Origin of the sequence: Comamonas halotolerans (genome assembly GCF_030162935.1) — a bacterium.
Taxonomy (GTDB): domain Bacteria; phylum Pseudomonadota; class Gammaproteobacteria; order Burkholderiales; family Burkholderiaceae_C; genus Comamonas; species Comamonas halotolerans.
On record NZ_JASAUZ010000023.1, the window covers coordinates 164,044 to 182,249 of the forward strand.

The 18,206-nt window shown below is 58.1% G+C and carries 15 protein-coding genes; 12 read left to right on the forward strand and 3 right to left on the reverse strand.

The window, feature by feature from the left end:
• Window positions 1–34: 34 nt before the first annotated feature.
• Together QEP11_RS11335 and xdhC are read right to left on the reverse strand one after the other, a co-directional pair.
• Window positions 35–1,336, reverse strand: a complete 1,302-nt coding sequence (locus tag QEP11_RS11335; protein ID WP_284336761.1) for a urate hydroxylase PuuD — start codon at window positions 1,334–1,336, stop codon at window positions 35–37.
• Window positions 1,337–1,539: 203 nt separating this feature from the next.
• Entirely contained in the window at window positions 1,540–2,343 is an 804-nt protein-coding gene (xdhC, locus tag QEP11_RS11340) for a xanthine dehydrogenase accessory protein XdhC (protein WP_284336762.1), read from the reverse strand.
• Between the two features lie 111 nt (window positions 2,344–2,454).
• Between xdhC and QEP11_RS11345 the strand changes: the two genes are divergently transcribed.
• Together QEP11_RS11345 and QEP11_RS11350 are read left to right on the forward strand one after the other, a co-directional pair.
• Window positions 2,455–2,943 (forward strand): hypothetical protein, encoded by a 489-nt coding sequence (locus QEP11_RS11345; protein WP_413788718.1) that lies wholly within the window; start codon window positions 2,455–2,457, stop codon window positions 2,941–2,943.
• A complete protein-coding gene (locus QEP11_RS11350; RefSeq protein ID WP_284336763.1) occupies window positions 2,930–3,463 on the forward strand; it encodes a GNAT family N-acetyltransferase in 534 nt (177 codons plus the stop codon). Before QEP11_RS11345 ends, QEP11_RS11350 begins: the two co-directional genes overlap by 14 nt.
• 131 nt (window positions 3,464–3,594) lie before the next feature.
• On the opposite strand, the gene uraH is transcribed toward QEP11_RS11350, so the two are convergent.
• On the reverse strand, window positions 3,595–3,945 hold the full coding sequence (gene uraH / locus QEP11_RS11355; RefSeq protein WP_284336764.1) for a hydroxyisourate hydrolase: 351 nt from the start codon (window positions 3,943–3,945) through the stop codon (window positions 3,595–3,597).
• Between the two features lie 94 nt (window positions 3,946–4,039).
• Here uraH and QEP11_RS11360 point away from each other — a divergent pair, with 94 nt between their 5' ends.
• From QEP11_RS11360 to QEP11_RS11405, 10 genes are all read left to right on the forward strand, one after another.
• A complete protein-coding gene (locus QEP11_RS11360) occupies window positions 4,040–4,717 on the forward strand; it encodes a GntR family transcriptional regulator (RefSeq protein WP_284336765.1) in 678 nt (225 codons plus the stop codon).
• A gap of 30 nt (window positions 4,718–4,747) precedes the next feature.
• Window positions 4,748–5,707: an allantoinase PuuE gene (gene puuE / locus QEP11_RS11365; protein WP_284336766.1), complete on the forward strand. Its 960-nt coding sequence runs from the start codon at window positions 4,748–4,750 to the stop codon at window positions 5,705–5,707.
• A 78-nt stretch (window positions 5,708–5,785) separates the two neighbouring features.
• Window positions 5,786–7,555: a 2-oxo-4-hydroxy-4-carboxy-5-ureidoimidazoline decarboxylase gene (gene uraD, locus QEP11_RS11370; RefSeq protein ID WP_284336767.1), complete on the forward strand. Its 1,770-nt coding sequence runs from the start codon at window positions 5,786–5,788 to the stop codon at window positions 7,553–7,555.
• Between the two features lie 25 nt (window positions 7,556–7,580).
• On the forward strand, window positions 7,581–8,858 hold the full coding sequence (locus QEP11_RS11375; RefSeq protein ID WP_284336768.1) for a M20 family metallopeptidase: 1,278 nt from the start codon (window positions 7,581–7,583) through the stop codon (window positions 8,856–8,858).
• Between the two features lie 417 nt (window positions 8,859–9,275).
• Window positions 9,276–10,577: a C4-dicarboxylate transporter DctA gene (locus QEP11_RS11380; protein WP_284336769.1), complete on the forward strand. Its 1,302-nt coding sequence runs from the start codon at window positions 9,276–9,278 to the stop codon at window positions 10,575–10,577.
• 15 nt (window positions 10,578–10,592) lie between these two features.
• On the forward strand, window positions 10,593–11,273 hold the full coding sequence (locus QEP11_RS11385) for a GntR family transcriptional regulator (RefSeq protein WP_284336770.1): 681 nt from the start codon (window positions 10,593–10,595) through the stop codon (window positions 11,271–11,273).
• 285 nt (window positions 11,274–11,558) lie between these two features.
• Entirely contained in the window at window positions 11,559–13,046 is a 1,488-nt protein-coding gene (locus QEP11_RS11390) for a nucleobase:cation symporter-2 family protein (protein ID WP_284336771.1), read from the forward strand.
• Between the two features lie 198 nt (window positions 13,047–13,244).
• Window positions 13,245–15,542, forward strand: coding sequence for an NADP-dependent malic enzyme (locus QEP11_RS11395; protein WP_284336772.1), 2,298 nt, complete (start codon window positions 13,245–13,247; stop codon window positions 15,540–15,542).
• Between the two features lie 325 nt (window positions 15,543–15,867).
• Window positions 15,868–16,635, forward strand: coding sequence for a FadR/GntR family transcriptional regulator (locus QEP11_RS11400; protein ID WP_284336773.1), 768 nt, complete (start codon window positions 15,868–15,870; stop codon window positions 16,633–16,635).
• Window positions 16,636–16,713: 78 nt separating this feature from the next.
• Window positions 16,714–18,153: a GntP family transporter gene (locus tag QEP11_RS11405; RefSeq protein ID WP_284336774.1), complete on the forward strand. Its 1,440-nt coding sequence runs from the start codon at window positions 16,714–16,716 to the stop codon at window positions 18,151–18,153.
• Window positions 18,154–18,206 lie beyond the last annotated feature (53 nt).

Below are 18,206 nucleotides of genomic sequence, written 5' to 3' on the forward strand. Positions count from 1 at the left end.
GGGTTACACCTAAGAGCGTGGTTTTGCGTTGCCTTTACTTGATCGCAGCGCCACTTTCAAACCATTGTTTGAAGGCTGCACGCTCTTCTTCATTGAGCGCATCAGGATTGCCAAACGGCATCTTGCGCAGCAGCACCACCTGTTGGTAAATCTGCTGGGCATGGGACTTGACCTCTTCGGCCGTATCGAACTTCACGTTCTTTTGCGCGATGGTGTTGGCGCTGTGACACACCACACAATGTTGCTGCATCACGGCATGCAGTTTTTCATAGCTTCCTACAGTGCCTGTACTTGCACTGCCAGTAGCAGCGGACACTGCCGGTGCCACAGCTTTCGCTTCCTCGCCTTGCAACACCGACTGTCCAACGGGCGCAATCACCGCCGGATTGACTGCTACTGCTGCTGGAGGCATCGGCTTGAGCCAGGCCAGCACACCCAGCAACACAACCATACCAACGGCCGCATACTTCCAGGGGTGAGGATTTCGGCCCAGTTTGTAACCATGACGCATCACGAAGAACTGGCGAATGGCAGCTCCCGCAAACATCATCAAAATCAGTACCAGCCAATTCAGTTCATGTGAATGCAGCCAGCCATAGTGGTTGGACAGCATGGCAAACAGTACAGGCAGGGTGAAGTAGGTGTTGTGCACGCTACGCTGCTTGCCGCGCTTGCCATGAATAGGGTCTACAGGCTCACCCGCCTTGATGGAGGCAACCACCTTCTTTTGGCCAGGAATGATCCAGAAGAACACGTTCGCGCTCATGGAAGTCGCCAACATTGCTCCAATCAGCAGAAATGCGGCTTGCCCCGGGAACAAATGGCAGGCAAGGTAAGAGGCAATACAGACCAGCACCAAAACCAGCGCGCCGACGATGCCGTCTCCCCCCTCTTTTTCACCAAAGATGCGACAGATTGCGTTGTACAGCAGCCAGAACACCACCAGAAAGGCCAGCGCCACCACAATGGCCATTTGACTGGACATGACCGGATTGGCTGGATTGACCAGGTAAATATTGGCATTCCAGAGATAGGACACTGTCAGCAGCGCAAATCCCGACAGCCATGTCGTGTAACTTTCCCAATAGAACCAGTGCAGGTGATCCGGCAGTTTGGGCGGTGAGACATTGAATTTGACAGGGTGGTAGAACCCCCCTCCGTGGACGGCCCACAATTCACCGCTGACGCCTTGTTTCTTGAGGTCTTCATCAACTGGTGGTGTCAGACTGCTGTCGAGAAATACAAAATAAAACGACGAGCCTACCCATGCGATGGCGGTAATGACATGCAGCCACCGCAACAGCAGGTTGGCCCAGTCGAGAAAATAGCTTTCCATAGCTCTTCACTCCGGCAGTATGGTGCTGCCTAGGATCAATCCTGCTCACCACTGCGGGCGCTCTGAGCAGAAGAAGGGGTCGCGCACCTGGGATACGAGCATCCTTATGGGCACCGCTGCGACCTGTCTTTGCCGAAAGTGTATGCATTTTTTGTCGACAATTTTGAAAAAATGCATGTTCCTAGGACAACTACCAACCCGCGTCAGATGATTGCAAGCTGCTTGGCTCGCAATTGCAATAACTGTGCCGCCACAGCGATGGCAATCACTTCCGGCTCTTTGCCTGGAACCTCTGTCATTCCTATTGGACAGGTGATGTGGGCGACCTCATCTTCGGCAAACCCGCGTTCCGCCAATCTTCTCTGGAAAACCGCCCATTTGGTCGCACTACCAATCAAGCCCACAAATGGCAGATCCCCCTGCATGCGCTGGCGGCGAAGGCAGGCACAGACAATGTCCAGATCCTCGGCATGACTAAAGCTCATGATCAACACCAGCGAATGTGCAGCCAGGCCGCGCACCGCATCATGAACGGGTTCGGAATGTTCGCATCGCACATGTGCAGGCGGTTCGGCAGGGAGCATCTCCTCGCGACTGTCCACCCACTGAACATCAAAGGACAAGGGCTGTAAAACACGTACCAGAGCATGACCCACATGGCCAGCGCCAAACAGGGCTACAGGTACTTTCACGGGCTGCAAGCGCTTCAGCACAGCTTCCACCGTCGCTTGCGTCACTGCGCACAGACGGATCTCCACCACGCCCCCGCAGCACTGGCCCAAAGAAGGCCCTAACGCAAGGCGGTGTATGCGAGCCTGCCCTTCCAGGCCTTGTTGCAGCCATGCACGTGCAAGCCGCAATGCCTCCCACTCCAGATGGCCACCACCAATCGTGCCAATCAATGCACAAGGCTGCACCGCCATCCACGCACCTGGACCGCGTGGTGCCGACCCTTGCACCGACACCACTTCGACCAGACACACCAGGCCTTGTGCGACGGCTGTCATCAGTCGCTGTCTATCGTTCACCCAATCACCTTTTTTCTTACACCGAAGCCCGCAAACCAAGCACAAGTCTTGCCACTTCTACATCCGCCGCAATCCGGATAAGCTTGCACCATGAGTGAAAAGTCTGTTCCCACATCTTGCCCACACCCTAAGCGCCATTGGCTGTGGGGTGGAATGGCTGCAGCGGTAGCTGCCCTTTTGGCTGCCTGTGGCATCACGCCCTCAAGCCCTCCACCATCCTCCAGCGGCTCCTCCAGCGCCACCAATCCCCGCTCATACCGCCAGGATGCAGCGCGACATTTGTATGCGAAAAATGCCTCCCGTATTTACAAAGGTAAGCTGCCGCCCCTGCTGTACGCAATAGGTACATTGGAAGTGAACCTGGATCGCAAGGGGCAGGTGCGCAGCTTCAACTGGATGCGTGCGCCACGCCACGCACCAGAAGTGATCCGAGAAATCGAGCGCACCGTGCGTGCAGCCGCCCCCTTTCCTGTTGCGAGCAGACTCGGTTATGTCACCTACACCGACACCTGGTTGTGGGACAAATCTGGAAAATTCCAGCTCGACACTTTGACAGAAGGCCAGCGTGACGGAGATTGATTCCAACGCCCTGCCTCAGGCACACATACGTGCGTTGCAAGCTAGTGATGTTGCCGCCTTTCAAAACCTGCGCCTGATGGCACTGCACCAACATCCGCAGGCTTTTTTCACCTCGCCTGAAGAGCAGGCGGCCATGCCTTTATCCGCTGTTGCCCACAGCATTGAGCCGGGAGCCGAACAGTTTGTCCTGGGTGCCTTTTGCGCAGACCAGCTCGTTGGCACTATGGGTCTGCAACGCCAGCGCCCCCGAAAATTGGCCCACAAAGCCGAGATTTGGGCTGTCTACGTTCACCCTGATCAACGCACCCAAGGCCTTGCACAAGCCTTGTTGCGCTCCACCTTGGAGCGCGCACGCACCATGCCAGGGCTAACTCAGGTGAAATTGGGCGTGGCCAGCATCAATCACGCGGCCATCGCGCTGTACCAGCAATTCGGTTTTGTACGCTATGGGGTAGAGCCGCATTGTCTGCTGATTGACGGCACTTATTACGACGAAGACTGGATGCAGCTCACCCTCTAGGCTCACGGCCATTCAGCTGAGACTAGGCGCCCCACACATACGAGAAGAGGCGCACTTCGCAAAAGCCCACCAGCGCCAGCATCGGAAGCACTCACTGCCGAGCTTCGCAGGGCAGAGCGAAGCCATTGAACTCAGGAACCTCTATAGGTGGAATAACTCCAAGGGCTGACCAGCAACGGCACATGGTAATGCTGGTCTGCATGAGCTACACCAAAGTCCAGACTCACCACATTCAGAAAATTGGGTTCGGGAAGTTGCACGCCTTTTGCTTTGAAGTAGGCTGCAACATCAAAGGACAAGCGGTATGACCCCACTTTAAGACTGTTGTTGTCGAAAAGAGGGGCGTCCGTGCGGCCATCGTGGTTTAGGGTCAGATCTTTGACCAGGGTGGTCTTGTCGCCGTCGACAGCAAACAATTTCACCGCCATGCCAGCTGCCGGGCAGCCATTCATGGTGTCTAGAACGTGGGTACTCAAGCCCATGGGGTAACTCCTTAATTTGCTGCAGCTGCCTCGCAACCGCTTGTTCACCAAAAGTGTATACAATTTTTGCTTAAACGCATCTATGATGATCCCTATGGAAACATCCTCCACCAGTGCCATTGCCGACGCTCTGACTCGCGCCATCGTCGAGCACAAGCTGCTGCCCGGAACCAAGCTGGCAGAGCAAAAGCTCGCCGATCATTTTGGCGTTTCTCGCACGCTGGTCAGGCAAGCTTTGTTCCAGCTTTCGCAAAATCGGCTGGTCACTCTCGCACCTGCCCGTGGTGCTTTTGTTGCCACGCCTTCCGTAGAGGAAGCCAAACAGGTCTTCGCTGTGCGCCGCATGCTGGAAACCGAAATGACCCGCGCCTTTGTGCGTCAAGTCACGGCCAAGCAGATCAAGAGCCTGAGAAACCACATCGCCGCTGAAAAAAAGGCCATGGACCGCAACGATGTGGGCCAGCGCACCGAATTGCTGGGTGACTTCCACGTGGTCATGGCCGAGTTGATGGGCAATCAGGTGCTGGCACAGCTGCTGGGCGATCTGATATCGCGCTGCGCCCTCATTACGCTGATGTACCAGAGCACCAGCGCTGCCGAACACTCACACGAAGAGCACGAAGCCATCGTGGCCGCCTTGGCCAACAAGGACGAAGCAACCGCCGTACGCCTGATGCAAGACCATCTACAGCATGTGGAAGAAGGCCTGACCTTTGACCGAGATCTACCGACCAATGATTTGTCCATGGCGCTGTCCAGCGTCAGTTTCTAAATTTGCCTTTGCTCGATTGTTCAACGCCCCATGACCTACAACGCTTGCGCTCCCTACCCCCGTGACCTAATTGGCTATGGCCGCCAAACGCCCCACCCAGAGTGGCCAGGCCAAGCGCGTGTTGCTGTGCAGTTTGTGTTGAACTACGAAGAAGGCGGAGAAAACTGCGTACTGCATGGTGACCCTGGCAGTGAACAGTTTTTGTCTGAAATGTTCAACCCTGCTGCCTATCCTGAGCGCCATATGAGCATGGAAGGCATCTATGAATACGGTTCGCGCTCTGGCGTGTGGCGCATCCTGCGCGAATTTGAAAAGCGCGGCCTGCCGCTGACCGTGTTTGGCGTGGCCACGGCCTTGCAAAGGCACCGCGAAGTCGCGCAAGCTTTCCACGAGCTGGGCCACGAAGTGGCTTGCCATGGCCTGAAATGGATTCACTATCAAGGCGTGCCCGAAGAGGTTGAGCGTGCGCACATGGCTCAGTGCATGGAGATCTTTGGAGAGCTGTATGGACATGACGGTGATCATGGCCTGGGTTGGTACACCGGACGCGACAGCCCCAATACCCACCGCCTCGTGGCCGATGATGGCCGCTTCACCTACGACAGCGACTACTACGGAGATGATCTGCCGTTCTGGATGACAGTTGGCAAGTCCGATGGCAGCCAGCACCAGCAACTGATCGTGCCCTACACCCTGGATTGCAACGACATGCGCTTTGCGCTGCCCCAGGGATACTCGCACGCTGATCCATTCTTCCAGTACCTCAAAGACACGTTTGACGCCCTGTATGCCGAAGGTGCTGCCGATGGCGACAACGCCCCCAAGATGATGAGCATTGGCATGCACTGCCGTCTGCTGGGCCGCCCTGGCCGCATCACCGCACTGCAGCGTTTTCTGGACCACATTCAGCAGCACGACCAGGTGTGGGTGGCACGCCGCATTGATATTGCACGCCACTGGGTCCAACGCTTTCCTGCCCCTGCTCTGTGAATTGAAACTTTCTGCGCAATCAGCTGCCGCCCCTCTTGCAACAACGCCGGCAGCCTTCCTAATTGAATTGGAGACACCATGGCCCTGACCCTGGAACAACTCAACGCGGCAGACACTGCCACAGCCGTGCAACTGCTCGATGGCTTGTATGAGCATTCGCCATGGATTGCCGAGCAAGCGCTGACACAGCGCCCATTCAAATCACTGGCCCACCTCAAATACGCCATGGTCCAGGTGCTGGAAAAAGCCGGCGTGCAGCCCCAGCTGGATCTGATCCGCGCCCACCCTGAGCTTGCAGGCAAGGCCATGGTGGCCAAAATACTAACCGCAGAATCCACCAATGAGCAGAACAAGGCCGGCCTGACCAACTGCACGCCCGAAGAGTTCGCGCAGATTCAGCAACTCAATGCAGACTACAACGCACGCTTTGGCTTCCCATTCATTCTTGCGGTGCGCGGCCCTCGTGGCACCGGCTTGCTCAAGCAGGAAATCATCGCCACATTTGCACGCCGCCTGAACAACCACCCCGATTTCGAGCGCGCCGAGGCAATCCGTAACATCCACCGCATTGCGGAGATTCGTCTCAACGACAAGTTCGGCTACGAGCCAACTCTGGGCAACGACGTCTGGGACTGGCAGGAAAAACTGGCCCAGCACAGTGAACCGGGCTATGCAGAAAAAGGCCAGCTCACCGTCACCTACCTGACCGATGCGCACCGTGCCTGCGCACAGCGCATCAGCCACTGGATGCGTGACTGCGGTTTTGACGAGGTGGAAGTGGATGCGGTGGGCAACGTCGTGGGTCGCTACCACCCCGCCATCGAAGGCGCCAAATACCTGCTGACCGGCAGCCACTACGATACCGTGCGCAACGGTGGCAAATACGATGGTCGCCTGGGCATCTTTGTGCCCATGGCCTGCGTGCGAGAGCTGCACCGCCAGGGCAAGCGCCTGCCTTTTGGCATCGAAGTCGTAGGTTTTGCCGAAGAAGAAGGCCAGCGCTACAAGGCCACATTCCTCGGATCCGGTGCCTTGATTGGCGACTTCAGGCCCGAATGGCTGGACCAGAAGGATGCCGACGGCATCACCATGCGCGAGGCCATGCAGCATGCCGGTCTGTGCATTGACGACATCCCCAAGCTCCGCCGCGATGCTGCCCAGTACCTGGGCTTTATCGAAGTGCACATCGAGCAAGGCCCTGTGCTCAATGAACTGGATATTCCACTGGGTGTGGTCACCTCCATCAATGGCGGAGTGCGTTATGTCTGCGAAATGATCGGCACAGCCAGCCACGCAGGCACCACGCCCATGAATCGCCGCCGCGATGCCGCGCTGGGCGTTGCAGAGCTAGCCCTGTATATGGAGCAGCGCGCAGCACAAGATGGCGACAGCGTAGCGACTATCGGCATGCTGCAAGTGCCCAATGGCTCCATCAACGTTGTCCCTGGCAGGTGTGCATTCAGCATGGACATGCGCGCGCCCACCGATCCCCAGCGCGACGCGATGGTGGCCGACGTACTGGCCAAGCTGGAAGAAATTGCCCGGCGCCGCTGCCTGCAGACCAAGCTGGAACTGGCCATGAAGGCCGCAGCTGCACCCAGCGCACCGGCCCTGCAGGCACTCTGGGAGAAAGCCGTGCAAGCCTTGGGCGTTCCTGTTTACCGCATGCCTAGCGGCGCAGGCCACGACGCCATGAAACTGCACGAAATCATGCCCCAGGCCATGCTGTTCACGCGAGGTCTGAACGGTGGCATCAGCCACAACCCTCTGGAATCCACCACCAGCGACGACATGCAACTGGCCGTTGATGCGTTCAGCCATGTGCTGCAACAACTGGCCACCGAATAACAAGCGACAAGAAGAGACAACCACCATGAACCAAGACCGTCAAGCTACCTACGCTGCACTGGACGCCTGGATTGACCAGCATTTCGACGAGCAGGTGCAGTTTTTACAGGCACTGGTACAAGTGCCTACTGATACCCCTCCTGGCAACAACGCGCCCCATGCGGAGCGCACTGCCGATTTGATACAAGCTTTCGGCTTTGCTGCTGAAAAACACGTGGTGCCCGAGCAAGAGGTCAAGGACTACGGCATGCAGTCCATCACCAACCTCATCGTGCGTCGCCAATACGGAGCCCAAGGCGATGGCGGCAAAACCATTGCATTGAATGCCCACGGAGATGTGGTGCCCCCAGGCGAAGGTTGGAGCAAAGATCCTTACGGCGCGGAAATCGAAGATGGAAAAATGTATGGCCGTGCCACCGCCGTGAGCAAGAGCGACTTTTCCACCTTCACCTACGCTGTGCGCGCACTGGAGGCTGTGGCCAAGCCCACTAAAGGCAGTATCGAACTGCACTTCACCTACGATGAAGAATTTGGCGGCGAGCTGGGCCCGGGATGGTTGCTCAAGCAAGGTCTGACCAAGCCCGATTTGATGGTGGCCGCAGGCTTTAGCTATGAAGTCGTGACCGCACATAACGGCTGCCTGCAAATGGAAGTCACCGTGCACGGCAAGATGGCTCACGCTGCCGTGCCGCATACTGGCGTGGATGCGCTGCAGGCAGCAGTTGCCATCATGAGCGGTTTGTATGCCGAAAACGTGAAGTACCAGAAAGTGTTGTCCAAGGTGCCTGGCATCAAGCACCCCTATGTCAACATTGGCCGCATCGAAGGCGGAACCAACACCAATGTGATCCCCGGCAAGGTGGTGCTCAAGCTCGACCGACGCATGATCCCGGAGGAGAACCCTGCCGAAGTCGAAGCGTCGATTCGAGCCGTGATTGCTACTGCCGTGGAAAGTTTCAACGCCGAGCGTGGCTACAAGGGCGATGACGCCGTACGCGTGGACATCAAGCGCTTGCTGCTGGCGAATGCCATGACTCCGCTGGCGGGTAATCAGCCGCTGGTTGATGCCATTCAGACCCATGGCGAACTTATCTTTGGTGAAAAACCTGCCGCCGTGGGCACTCCGCTGTACACCGACGTGCGCCTCTATGTGGAGCGCGGCATTCCCGGCGTGATCTATGGCGCTGGTCCACGCTCGGTGCTGGAAAGCCATGCCAAGCGTTCCGACGAACGACTTGAACTTGAAGACCTGCGCCGTGCCACAAAGGTGGTTGCACGGAGCTTGGCGGATTGGATGGCTTAGGCTAAAGTCAATTCGCTTCAGTTTCTTTTTGTTGCCCTTGTTGCTCACCCGACAAGGGCTTTTTTTCGCCTTGTGGATCCAGCACCTGACATGGTCTTCCATTTGATATACACCATGCAGTCTTGATTGGTCGCTATGGATATTGAAATTTGAAGCGAATACCTACGGTTTGAGCCTGTTCCTGGCAACGCGCTTCCGGCCCTTGCCCAATCGGGTTGCGAGCGACAGTCAGCAAACCACCACCTACCGCTTGATAACGCACCTAAGCAGTGCGACTTACCGCCGTTTTGGTGCAATCCTCTGGTTAACCCCTGTTCACCTTACGCCACATGGCCCACGTAATCCCCCGTGACGATGGCACCAATCTTGCAGACAGTTCTTGCATACAAGATTTGAATATCTAACTGCGAGGCTTCCATGCGTTTTTTGAAATCACTTTTTGGACAAGTGCTGCTGGCTCTGGTGGCGGGTGTGGTGATCGGACTGCTCTGGCCAGAGACCGGCATTGCCCTCAAACCACTGGGCGATGGGTTTATCAAGCTCATCAAGATGCTGATTCCACTGATCGTGTTCTGCGTTGTTGTACATGGCATTGCCGGCACTGGTGACCTCAAACGTGTGGGACGTGTGGGTGTCAAAGCCCTGGTGTATTTCGAGGTGGTCACCACCATTGCGCTCGCATTGGGACTCGTATTGGCGGTCTGGTTCCAGCCAGGAGTCGGCATGAATGTGGATCCGAAGGCGCTGGATGCTTCTGCAATGAGTGCCTACACCAGCACTGCTGAAAAGCTCGCTGGCGGTGGCACTGCCGAGTTCTTGCTCAAACTCATCCCCACCACCGCTGTCAGCGCGTTTGCCACAGGGGACGTGCTGCAGGTACTGCTGTTTTCGATTGTCTTTGGCTGCGCTCTGGCAATGCTGGGAGAGCGTGGACGCAAAGTGACGGGTTTGATCGAAGACCTGTCACTGGTGCTGTTCAAAACCATGGGCATCATCATCAAGCTGGCTCCCCTGGGTGTGCTGGGTGCTATCGCCTTTACCGTAGGCAAATACGGTGTTGGCTCACTCAAGCAGTTGGGCATGCTGGTGGTGCTGTTTTATGCAGCCGTCGTGGTGTTTGTGGTGGTTGTGCTGGGGTTGATCCTGCGCTTTTCCGGCTTCAGCCTGTTCAAGCTTCTGCGCTATCTGCGCGAAGAGCTGGCCGTGGTGTTCGCCACCACTTCGTCGGACAGCGTTCTGCCGCAAATCATGGCCAAGCTCAAACACATGGGCGTGCGTGATTCCACAGTGGGTCTGGTCATCCCCACGGGCTATTCCTTCAACCTGGATGCATTCTCCATCTACATCACCATGGCGGCAGTGTTTATTGCTCAAGCCACCAACACCCCGATTTCCATGGTGGATCTTTTGACCATTCTGGCCATTTCACTGCTCACGTCCAAAGGTGCACACGGCGTCCCCGGGTCAGCCATCGTGGTTCTGGCCGCCACGTTGCAGGCGGTTCCCGCCATTCCAGCCATCGGCTTGGTACTGGTACTGTCGGTGGATTGGTTCATGGGCATTGCCCGTGCGCTGGGTAACCTGATTGGCAACTGCGTAGCCACAGTGGCGATCGCAGCCTGGGAAGGCGACATCGACAAAGACCGCGCCCACAAAGTGCTCAATGGCGAAGATGTCCCCGCTCTGGAACAACCCGAAGAACGCGCTTGGCAACGCTAATCTAAGATAGAACGCATGCAGCACCCCACGCAATCCATCGCCCAGCAAGTCGTCCAATCCATTTTGGCGCGCAAACTGCAGCCCGGAGAACGTTTGGGTGAGCAAGCCTTGTCCGATCTTTTCGGTGTCAGCCGAACTTTGGTACGCGAAGCCCTGATGCAACTTCAAGCACGCGGCTTTGTGCAAGTGCATCCACGTCGCGGATGGTTTGTCGTGGAACCCTCAGTCACCGAGGCGCGCGATGCTTTTGCTGCACGCCGCGTGATCGAAACCGGCTTGCTGCAAGAACAAGGCCGCCCTCTGCAGCAAGTCACTCGCCAATTGCGACAGCACCTGGCACAAGAACAAGCCGCCCTGGAAGGAGCAGACCCGGCCACGCGGGCGTTTTTGCTGGCTGACTTCCATGTGTGTCTTGCACAAAGCATGGGGCATGAAGCACTGAGCCTGATCCTGCGCGACCTGACTGCGCGCACCACGCTGGCAGCGACGCTCTACCAGTCCCAGCAGGATGCGAATCTGTCATGCCGCCAGCATGAAGGTATTGTCCAGGCACTGGAAGCTGGCGATACGGCATTGGCTGCCCAGTTGTTGCGAGAGCATCTGGGCGAAGTCGAGCAGTCACTCAGTCCAAGCAAGGCCCAGCCGCACGACCCTCTGCGTGAGCGCCTGCAGCCAATCGATCTGCCCTCGATATAAGCACTGCATCCACGCCCCTTACTGGCATTCTTTTTGCTCATTCATTGCGCGACTGAGCAACTTTCTTTTCACATTACAAAAAAGCTTTTTGTGTTTTAAAAGCGTAATGCTGAGATAACCCTTCATGTGCGGCTAACAACGGGCAAACCCTAGTGAAATGCGGCTCAAACGAGGGTTTTGGATAAATTTTCTCTTCACTGCTTTGTATACACTTTTTGTATGGATAGTTGTGCGCAAAACAGCGTATGACAAGCCTTCAAAAAACTAAGGATTCAAGGAAGACCCATGCAAACCACCGAGCATCCCGTTGATGAAAAACTGCCTTTGGGGCGCGTCACAGCACTCGGCCTGCAACACGTACTGGTGATGTATGCCGGCGCAGTTGCTGTGCCTTTGATTGTGGGGCGAGCCCTGAACCTCCCGCCTGAGCAAGTCGCCATGCTGATTTCTGCCGACTTGTTTGTTTGCGGACTGATCACCCTGGTACAAGCCATGGGCTGCACGCAGTGGTTTGGCATCAAGCTACCCGTGATGATGGGAGTCACTTTTGCGGCGGTCGGCCCCATGGTGTCCATGGCGCAATCTACCGGTGGACATGCCGGAGCAGGGTTGATTTTTGGTTCTGTGATTGGCGCCGGCATCATCTCCATATTGATCGCACCTGCCGTCAGCCGTTTGTTACGCTTCTTCCCACCTGTCGTGACAGGCACCATCATCACCGTGATTGGCATCAGCCTGATGCGCGTGGGTATCAACTGGATCTTCGGCAACCCCGTGGGGCCCACCGCCCCCTCCGTACCCAATCCTGAACACCTGAAGTGGCTGTCTGAGGCACAAGCCATGGCAGGCGCTCCAGGCACTTCCCTGCCGCCCGTGCCTAAAGGGTTTGCTGTGGTTCCAACCATTCCCAACCCGAAATATGCAGATCTCACAGGTGTTGGCATCTCCGCTGCCGTGCTGCTGACCATCTTGCTGATCGCGCGTTTTGGCAAAGGCTTCTTGGCCAATATCTCCGTGCTTTTGGGCATTGTGGTGGGCGGCGTGATTACCGCTGCCATGGGTTTGATGGACTTTCACAAAGTCGGTGAAGCGCAATGGTTCAACCTTGTGCTGCCCTTCGAGATTGCCATGCCCGTTTTTGACCCCATCCTGATTTTGACCATGACCCTCGTCATGATCGTGGTGATGATTGAGTCCACCGGCATGTTCCTGGCCTTGTCCGACATGACTGGCAAAAAAATCAACCAGGACGATTTGACCCGTGGCTTGCGCACCGATGGCCTGGGCACCTTGGTGGGGGGTATTTTCAACACTTTTCCCTACACCAGCTTCTCGCAAAACGTGGGCTTGGTAGCCGTTACAGGCGTCAAAAGCCGCTGGGTGTGCGTGGCAGGTGGAGGCATCCTGATCTTGCTGGGTCTGCTGCCCAAAATGGCCATGCTGATTGAGTCACTGCCTACCGTCGTGCTGGGAGGTGCAGGACTGGTGATGTTCGGCATGGTGGCTGCCACCGGCATTCGCATTCTGTCCAATGTGGATTTTCAAACCAACCGCAACAACGCCATGATTGTGGCTGTCTCCATCGGCGTGGGCATGATTCCCCTGGTGGCACCAAATTTCCGCCAGTGGATGCCTCACGCTATCCATCCACTGATTGAATCCGGTATCCTCTTGGCATCGCTTGCCGCTGTGCTTTTGAATGTGTTCTTCAACGGCGCGCGCGGCGATACAGAAGCTGTTATTCAAGCCGCACGCCAGGCCGACGCTCACTAAGCTCGTCCGCCTTTGCCCGACGCCCATTACCGTGAGCGCCCCAAGGCCCCTGCCACATCCGCAGGGGTTTTGTGTCTTAAGGCCACGCACTGACTCCAGCGCACAAGCTGTGCATCTGTTTGAAACACGCGACCTAGGGTAAGCTCTAGGTCAACAAGCCTCAGGCTTGAAAATTTGCCAGTATTAGAAGACTTTTGTATGACCCAGACTCTGTCGATCGCTGAACAAGCCCTGCGTGATGCAGCGCGTGAATACCACGCCAGCCCCAACAAGGGCAAGATTTCTGTAACCCCTACCAAGCCGCTGTCCAACCAGCGTGATCTTTCTCTGGCTTATTCGCCTGGTGTGGCCTACCCCTGCCTGGACATTGAAGCCGACCCAGCCATGGCGGCTGAGTACACCTCGCGTGGCAATCTGGTGGGTGTGATTACCAATGGCACCGCTGTGCTGGGCCTGGGTGACATCGGCCCACTGGCATCCAAGCCCGTGATGGAAGGCAAAGGTTGCCTGTTCAAGAAGTTTGCTGGCGTAGACGTGTTCGACATCGAACTGGCCGAGCGTGATCCTGACAAACTGATCGAAATCATTGCTTCGCTCGAACCCACCCTGGGCGGCATCAACCTCGAAGATATCAAGGCACCTGAGTGCTTCTACATCGAGCAAGAGCTGTCCAAGCGCATGAACATCCCGGTCTTCCATGATGACCAACACGGCACCGCCATCATTTCCAGCGCAGCCTTGTTGAATGGTCTGGAACTGGTGGGCAAGAAGATCGAAGAAGTGAAGGTTGCCGTGTCTGGCGCCGGCGCCGCCGCGATTGCCTGCGTGAATGTGATGGTGGGCCTGGGCGTGCAGCGCAAGAATGTCTTCATGTGCGACTCCAAGGGTGTGATCTACAACGGCCGCCCCGGTGGTTTCGATGCCTCCAAGGCTCAATATGCCCAGGACACTGATCTGCGCACGCTGGCCGATGCCGTCAATGGCGCAGACGTATTCCTGGGTTGCTCGGCGGCTGGTACATTGACTGCCGACATGGTCAAGACCATGGCCAACCAGCCCATCATCCTGGCATTGGCTAACCCTGAGCCTGAAATCCGCCCTGAGCTGGCCAAGGCCGTACGTCCTGACTGCATCATCGCTACCGGCCGCTCGGACTACCCCAACCAGGTCAACAACGTTCTGTGCTTCCCCTACATCTTCCGTGGCGCCCTGGATTGTGGCGCCACCAAGATCACCGAAAGCATGAAGCTCGCTTGTGTGCGTGAAATTGCCGCACTGGCCAAGCAGGACGTGTCCGATGAGGTGGCCGCAGCCTATCAAGGCAAGGAACTGAAGTTCGGCCCAGACTATCTGATCCCCACCCCGTTCGACACCCGACTGATTCTTCGTATTGCTCCCGCCGTGGCCAAGGCCGCTGCCGAGTCCGGCGTAGCGACTCGCCCTATCGCTGACATCGATGCCTACCGCGAGAGCCTGACACGTTTTGTCTACCAGACCAGCATGTTCATGCGCCCCGTGTTTGCCGCTGCAAAGCAAGATCTGCAACGTGTTGCGTACGCCGAGGGTGAAGACGAGCGTGTGCTGCGCGCCGTGCAGGTAGCTGTGGAAGAAGGTTTGGCCAAGCCCATCCTGATTGGCCGCCCCGCTGTCATCGAGGCACGCATTGCCAAGGCAGGCCTTCGCCTGCAGCCGGGCGTGGATGTGGAGATCTGCAACCCTGAAGACGATCCACGCTTCCGCCAGTACTGGGAGGCATACCACCAGCTGATGGGCCGCGATGGCGTGACACCCGAGACCGCCAAGTCGGCAGTGCGCCGCTCCAACACCTTGATCGCCGCGCTGATGGTAAAGCTGGGCGATGCGGACGCCATGCTGGCCGGCCTGGTGGGTCGCTTTGACCGCCACCTGGATCACATCGAGACCGTATTTGGTCACAAGGCTGAGGCGGACCGTCTCGCCACTGTGAACGCGCTGATGATGGAAGGCCGCACTCTGTTCATCGCTGATACCTACATCAACGAAGACCCCACCGCGGAAGAGCTGGCACAGATTGCAAAAATGGCCGCTGACGAAGTGGCTCGCTTTGGACTGCCACCCAAGGTGGCCTTCCTGTCGCACTCCAACTACGGCTCCTCCAGCAACAAGTCTGCACTGAAAATGCGCCAGGCACGCAACCTGTTTGCCGCAGCCAACCCTGGCATCGAATGCGACGGAGAAATGCATGGTGATGCGGCCCTGGACGAAAAGGTGCGCGAACGCACCCTGCTGGACTCCACCCTGACAGGCGAAGCCAATGTGCTGATCTGCCCCAATCTGGATGCTGCGAACATCCTGTTCAACGTGCTCAAGACCACAGCTTCGCACGGCACCACCATCGGTCCCATCCTGATGGGTGCCAATGCACCAGCACATGTGCTGACCCCATCGTCCACCGTGCGCCGCGTGGTGAACATGACAGCACTGGCTGCTGCCCAAGCAATCACACGCAAGGCTTAAGCGACTCAACGCTTCAGCACAAGGCCCTTGGCATTACGCCAGGGGCTTTTTCATGGCCGCTTCACTTTTCAAAGCAGTCTACGCTTGTGCATCAATGGATTGATTGCAGCCTCAGCATCCAACCATTTTCATTCGGCACGACATACCCTTTTTACTGCAGCGCCGCCAATCCGCTCCTGTACATACGTTTTCGTGCCCGCGCTGAACCGAAGTGCGCCACTGCGCCATCAGCACCGCTCCTGCGAAAGCCCGCGCTCATTGGGGTAAAGTAACCGCAACTTCTGCCCGCAGGCGGCCCTGCCCATCCTGCTATAAACCCCACCGAATGTCAGTGTCCTTTGAACCCGTCAAGGCTGGTACGTCGCTTGCCGATCAAGTGGCCCAATCCCTCGAATCCAGCATTCGCCAGGGTCAGTTGCGCCCTGGCGACCGCCTGCCCACCGAGGCGGCCATGGTCACGCAATTTGGAGTCAGCCGTACCGTGGTGCGCGAGGCGATCTCGCGCCTGAAATCCAGCGGCCTGGTGGAATCCAAGCAAGGCAGCGGCGTCTATGTGCAGGCGGCCCGTGTCGAGCCGCTGGATCTAGACAAGACCCAGGCCGCCTCACAAGAGGCCGTGATCCAGATCGTCGAAGTGCGCCGCGCACTGGAGGCCGAGGTGGCCGAGCTTGCCGCCGCGCGCCGCACCCCCGAGGACATCCACCGCATCCATGTGGCCGTGCAGGCCCTGGCCGATGCGGTGCAGCAGGGGCGCGACGGGGTGAGTGAGGACGTGGCCTTCCACCGCGCCATTGCCCAGGCCGCACGTAACCCGTTCCTGCTCAACACCCTGGACTATTTGTCCCAGATTCTTGCCGGTGCCACGCGCGTGACCCGGGCGAATGAAGCGCGGCGCACCGACTTCTCCACCGCCGTGACGCAGGAGCATGCTGGCATCGTGCAGGCCATCGAGGCCGGTGACCCCGCTGCGGCCCGCGCCGCCGCCACCGCGCACATGAACAACGCCATTGTCCGCATCCGCCAGGCCGATCCTGCCTTCTGGGCAAAGGATGGCCGCCGCCTGGCCCAGGCCCTGCTGCCGGACACGCTGTAAAACGACGCGCCCGCGCAACACCCTCCGATTGTTCTTCAAGCGTACGCAGTTTCCCCGGGGTATCTTGGCAAGAAAAATTTGTATGATGACAATATAAGCAGGCAAAACAGCAGTGCTGTCGCCTTCCTGAATACAAACTTCGAGACACATTTCCATGTCCACACTTGCCCTCCTGAGCATTGCCGGGGGCAGCTCGCGCTGCTGCTCGTCCTGATCATCCGCCTGCAAGTCCACGCCTTCGTGGCACTGATGTTGGTCAGCCTGTTGGTGGCCCTGGCCACCAATATCCCGGTGGCCGAGATCATTCCCACCCTGATCGCTGGCATGGGCGGCACCCTGGGCTCGGTGGCCATTCTGGTGGCGCTAGGCGCCATGCTGGGCCGCATGATCGAGGTGTCTGGCGGCGCCAACACCCTGGCTCAGCGCTTCACCCAGATCCTGGGCTCACGTCGCGTGCCAGCCGCCCTGACAGCCGCAGCTCTGGTACTTTCTATCCCTGTGTTCTTCGACGTGGGCTTCATCATCCTGATCCCCATCATTTATGGCTTTTGCAAGGCAGCGGGCGTCAACCCTGTCAAATACGGCCTGCCGGTGGCCGGCATCATGCTGGCCACCCACGTGGTGGTGCCACCGCACCCAGGCATCGTCGGCGGCGCGGCCGTGCTGTCGGCCGATGTGGGCTGGATCACATTGATCGGCTTGGCCACCTGCATTCCCCTGGCCTTTCTGGCTCAGTACGTGGGTGGCAAGCTCAACCGCCGCGACTACGTAATGCAGCCCGATGCCGAAGCGCAGTTCCGCAAGTTCGGTACTGATGCGTCAAGCCCCGCCCCCTCCAGCAAGCTGCCCAGCGTGGCCGCCGTGTTGACGCTGATTCTCGCCCCCCTGGCGCTGATCATGCTGGGCACTACCGGCGCCACCCTCCTGCCCAAGGGCGACAGCCTGCGCAACCTGATGTCGTTCACCGGTGCTCCGGTGTTCGCCCTGATGGTCGCTATCGGTCTGGCCTTTGTTTTGCTGGTACGTCCCCTGGGCTGGACCCGTACTCGCACCAATGAGGTGATGGAGTCGGCCCTGCCCGCCGCCGCCACCGTGATCCTGGTGACCGGCGCAGGCGGCGTGTTTGCCAAGGTGCTGACCGTCAGCGGCATCGGCACCGCCCTGTCCCAGACCCTGGCCGACACCGGCCTGCCCCTGATCCTGCTGGGCTTTGTGATCTCCCTGGCGCTGCGCGCCGCACAGGGTTCGGCCACCGTGGCCATCCTGACTACCTGTGGCCTGCTGGCCGAGAGCATCAACGGCGGTGGCTACAGCGCCCTGCAAGTTGCCATCCTGACCGTGGCCATCGGCTTCGGCGGTCTGGGCCTGTCGCACGTGAACGATTCGGGCTTCTGGATCGTCACCCGCTACCTGGGCCTGAGCGTGGCCGACGGGCTGCGCAGCTGGACGGTGCTGACCACCATCCTGGGACTTGCCGGCTTCCTGCTGACCTGCTTGATCTGGGTTCTGGCATCCTGATCCAGGCCTTGTCTTCTTCCACGCCGGGACTGCCCGGCGTTTGCGTTTGCTTC

What these genes read in the sequence shown, in the direction of transcription:
- QEP11_RS11335 (WP_284336761.1), bottom strand. Translation starts at nt 1,336, where the DNA reads ATGGAAAGCTATTTTCTCGACTGGGCCAACCTGCTGTTGCGGTGGCTG.
- xdhC (WP_284336762.1), bottom strand. Translation starts at nt 2,343, where the DNA reads ATGACAGCCGTCGCACAAGGCCTGGTGTGTCTGGTCGAAGTGGTGTCG.
- QEP11_RS11345 (WP_413788718.1), top strand. Translation starts at nt 2,455, where the DNA reads ATGAGTGAAAAGTCTGTTCCCACATCTTGCCCACACCCTAAGCGCCAT.
- uraH (WP_284336764.1), bottom strand. Translation starts at nt 3,945, where the DNA reads ATGGGCTTGAGTACCCACGTTCTAGACACCATGAATGGCTGCCCGGCA.
- QEP11_RS11360 (WP_284336765.1), top strand. Translation starts at nt 4,040, where the DNA reads ATGGAAACATCCTCCACCAGTGCCATTGCCGACGCTCTGACTCGCGCC.
- puuE (WP_284336766.1), top strand. Translation starts at nt 4,748, where the DNA reads ATGACCTACAACGCTTGCGCTCCCTACCCCCGTGACCTAATTGGCTAT.
- uraD (WP_284336767.1), top strand. Translation starts at nt 5,786, where the DNA reads ATGGCCCTGACCCTGGAACAACTCAACGCGGCAGACACTGCCACAGCC.
- QEP11_RS11375 (WP_284336768.1), top strand. Translation starts at nt 7,581, where the DNA reads ATGAACCAAGACCGTCAAGCTACCTACGCTGCACTGGACGCCTGGATT.
- QEP11_RS11380 (WP_284336769.1), top strand. Translation starts at nt 9,276, where the DNA reads ATGCGTTTTTTGAAATCACTTTTTGGACAAGTGCTGCTGGCTCTGGTG.
- QEP11_RS11385 (WP_284336770.1), top strand. Translation starts at nt 10,593, where the DNA reads ATGCAGCACCCCACGCAATCCATCGCCCAGCAAGTCGTCCAATCCATT.
- QEP11_RS11390 (WP_284336771.1), top strand. Translation starts at nt 11,559, where the DNA reads ATGCAAACCACCGAGCATCCCGTTGATGAAAAACTGCCTTTGGGGCGC.
- QEP11_RS11395 (WP_284336772.1), top strand. Translation starts at nt 13,245, where the DNA reads ATGACCCAGACTCTGTCGATCGCTGAACAAGCCCTGCGTGATGCAGCG.
- QEP11_RS11400 (WP_284336773.1), top strand. Translation starts at nt 15,868, where the DNA reads ATGTCAGTGTCCTTTGAACCCGTCAAGGCTGGTACGTCGCTTGCCGAT.